The organism is Rhodococcus sp. CX, from assembly GCF_015865005.1.
In the GTDB taxonomy this organism is placed as follows: Bacteria; Actinomycetota; Actinomycetes; order Mycobacteriales; family Mycobacteriaceae; genus Rhodococcus.
Window position 1 is genome coordinate 1 of the sequence record NZ_JADZGH010000158.1, and the last position, 1975, is coordinate 1975.

Genomic DNA, 1975 nt, shown 5'->3' on the forward strand with positions numbered 1-1975 from the left:
CTCCTGGGATCTGAACCTGGCGATGCAGGGCGGCACCAGCGCCGGACCGCACGATTCGGTCGGCATGATGGGCCCGGGCGGGCCGGGTGGGGGCATGCCGCCGGGCATGAACGGCACGGGCGCAGTACTCGGTGAGGGCACGCCGCAGGGTGGCGGTGGGATGCCTCAGGGAATGCCGAACGGGATGCCGGCCGTCCCCGGCGGCCCGGAAGGCGGCCCTCCGGGCATGTCGAAGGGCAATCCGCTGAAGACCCGCTTCCTCGAGTCGGACGCCTTTACGGCCGTGTACGAGAGCGCGTACTGGGACCTGTTCGACCAGATCTACGGCAGCGGGCGCGCGACTGCGTTACTGGACGAGATCGCCGAGACCGTCCCGGTCACCGACGGTCTCACGCAGGAAACCCTGCAGGCGAGCATCGATTCGATGCGCACGTGGATCGACCAGCGAACCGAGGCTCTGGCAGCCCTGCGCGATCGGTGAGCGATCCGGGAAGCGACGGTGCGGCGGCGCGGTGTTCACCCACCGTGCCGCCGCTTCCGTATCACCCGTTCTTCGGAATCACTGGTCCTTCAACTGCCATTCGGCGAGGTCGATGGCCGTGGCGGTCGCCTCGGTGAGCACGGCCAGTCGTTCGTCGGGTCCCGGCGCGGCGAGCAGGGCGTGTCTGTCGGCCTCGCCCATCGGCACCCACCGCGACAACGCGTAGAGCCGGGCGCCCGGGTCGTCGGGCAGGTTGTCGGCGCGCGGTGGGTTCACGCCGTTCTCGACGAGCCGGTCGAGCAGTCCGTACAGCTTCCCGAACAGTCCGGTCAGACCGGACAGGTCCGTGCCCTCGGACGGGGCGTCGGGCCACGGTTCGACCTCGGCGCGCGGATACGGATCGTCCGGCAGCCACTGCAGGATCCGGATGCGTTCCTCGGCGATGCATTCGAGCCGGTGGTGGCCGCGGCCGAGTTCGGTGTCGACGACGATCCGCGCGACCGTCCCGACGTCGTGCCGCACGTCGCCGCCGCCGACCTCGTGTCCGCGCGCGATGAGCACGACACCGAAGCGCGGTCCGTCGGGTGCGGCAATGCAGTCGTGGACCAGCTGCTGGTAGCGGGGTTCGAACACCCGCAACGGCAGGTGATCGCCCGGCAGCAGCGCTGTTCCCAGCGGGAACATCGGCAGGATCGGCATCACCGCATCATGGCATCCGCAGGCGCGGTACGGGCGGTTCGGGGATCGGATCGCCGCGCTCGATCTCCGCGAGCAGGTGGTCCGCCCACGCGGACAGGCCGTCGATGTCCAGGCCGTGCGGCGGTGCGTCCTCGTAGTGCCGCACCCGGGCCTGTCCCTGCCGGAGCAGGGACGCGGCGCCGGACGGGTTGCCGCGCAGCAGGTGGGTGAGCCCGACCGCGAGCTGCGCGAGTCCCTGCCAGAGGGTGCGTTCCTCGACCGGCGCCGATTTCCACGACCCTTCGAACACCTCGTGTGCGTGGAATGGGTACCCGTGGTCGAACAGCCGCTGGGCCTCGGTGATGGCCTCGTTGGGGGACAGGTCGAGGTCCTCGGGGATGGGTTCGACGCCCTCCTCGCCGTAGGGGAGCGGGCGGCCCAGCGCGTCGCGGGGCCGGGCGTTCTTCGGCTTGCCGTCGGGGTCCCGATCACGCTCGGTCATGTCGTCGAGACTACTCCCGCACCACCGCGCTCCGTTGCAACATCCGCGCGCGGGAGGCGACATCCGCACGCGGAAGGACGTCGGCGGTTGTCCAGTGGCCGTGCGGATTTCGCTACTCAGCGCACGGCACCGACGAGACGCAGCGCGAGATCGGCGTAGAGCGCGCCGATGGTTTCGGGGTCCTGGTAGCGGCCCGACGGATACCAGCGGCAGATGTCGACGCACAGCGACATCAGGGCGAGGGTCACGCCCTCGGCGTCGGGCACGGTGAACTCGCCGGAGGCCAGGCCGGCGTCGACGACGTCGCGGACCAC

At 70.6% G+C, this 1975-nt stretch carries 2 protein-coding genes and 2 pseudogenes; 1 reads left to right on the top strand and 3 read right to left on the bottom strand.

The features are described from left to right. A pseudogene (locus I0Q12_RS16495) lies at positions 1-481 on the top strand (spore coat protein CotH); the annotation flags it as partial. 78 nt (positions 482-559) lie between these two features. On the opposite strand, the gene I0Q12_RS16500 reads toward I0Q12_RS16495, so the two are convergent. The 3 genes and pseudogenes from I0Q12_RS16500 to I0Q12_RS33045 form a co-directional block, all read right to left on the bottom strand. Next, complete coding sequence (locus tag I0Q12_RS16500; RefSeq protein WP_197252931.1) at positions 560-1180, bottom strand: LON peptidase substrate-binding domain-containing protein; 621 nt, start codon at positions 1178-1180, stop codon at positions 560-562. A 7-nt stretch (positions 1181-1187) separates the two neighbouring features. Continuing rightward, complete coding sequence (locus I0Q12_RS16505; protein WP_197252932.1) at positions 1188-1661, bottom strand: DUF309 domain-containing protein; 474 nt, start codon at positions 1659-1661, stop codon at positions 1188-1190. 116 nt (positions 1662-1777) lie between these two features. Then, positions 1778-1975: pseudogene (locus I0Q12_RS33045) on the bottom strand (TetR family transcriptional regulator); the annotation flags it as partial.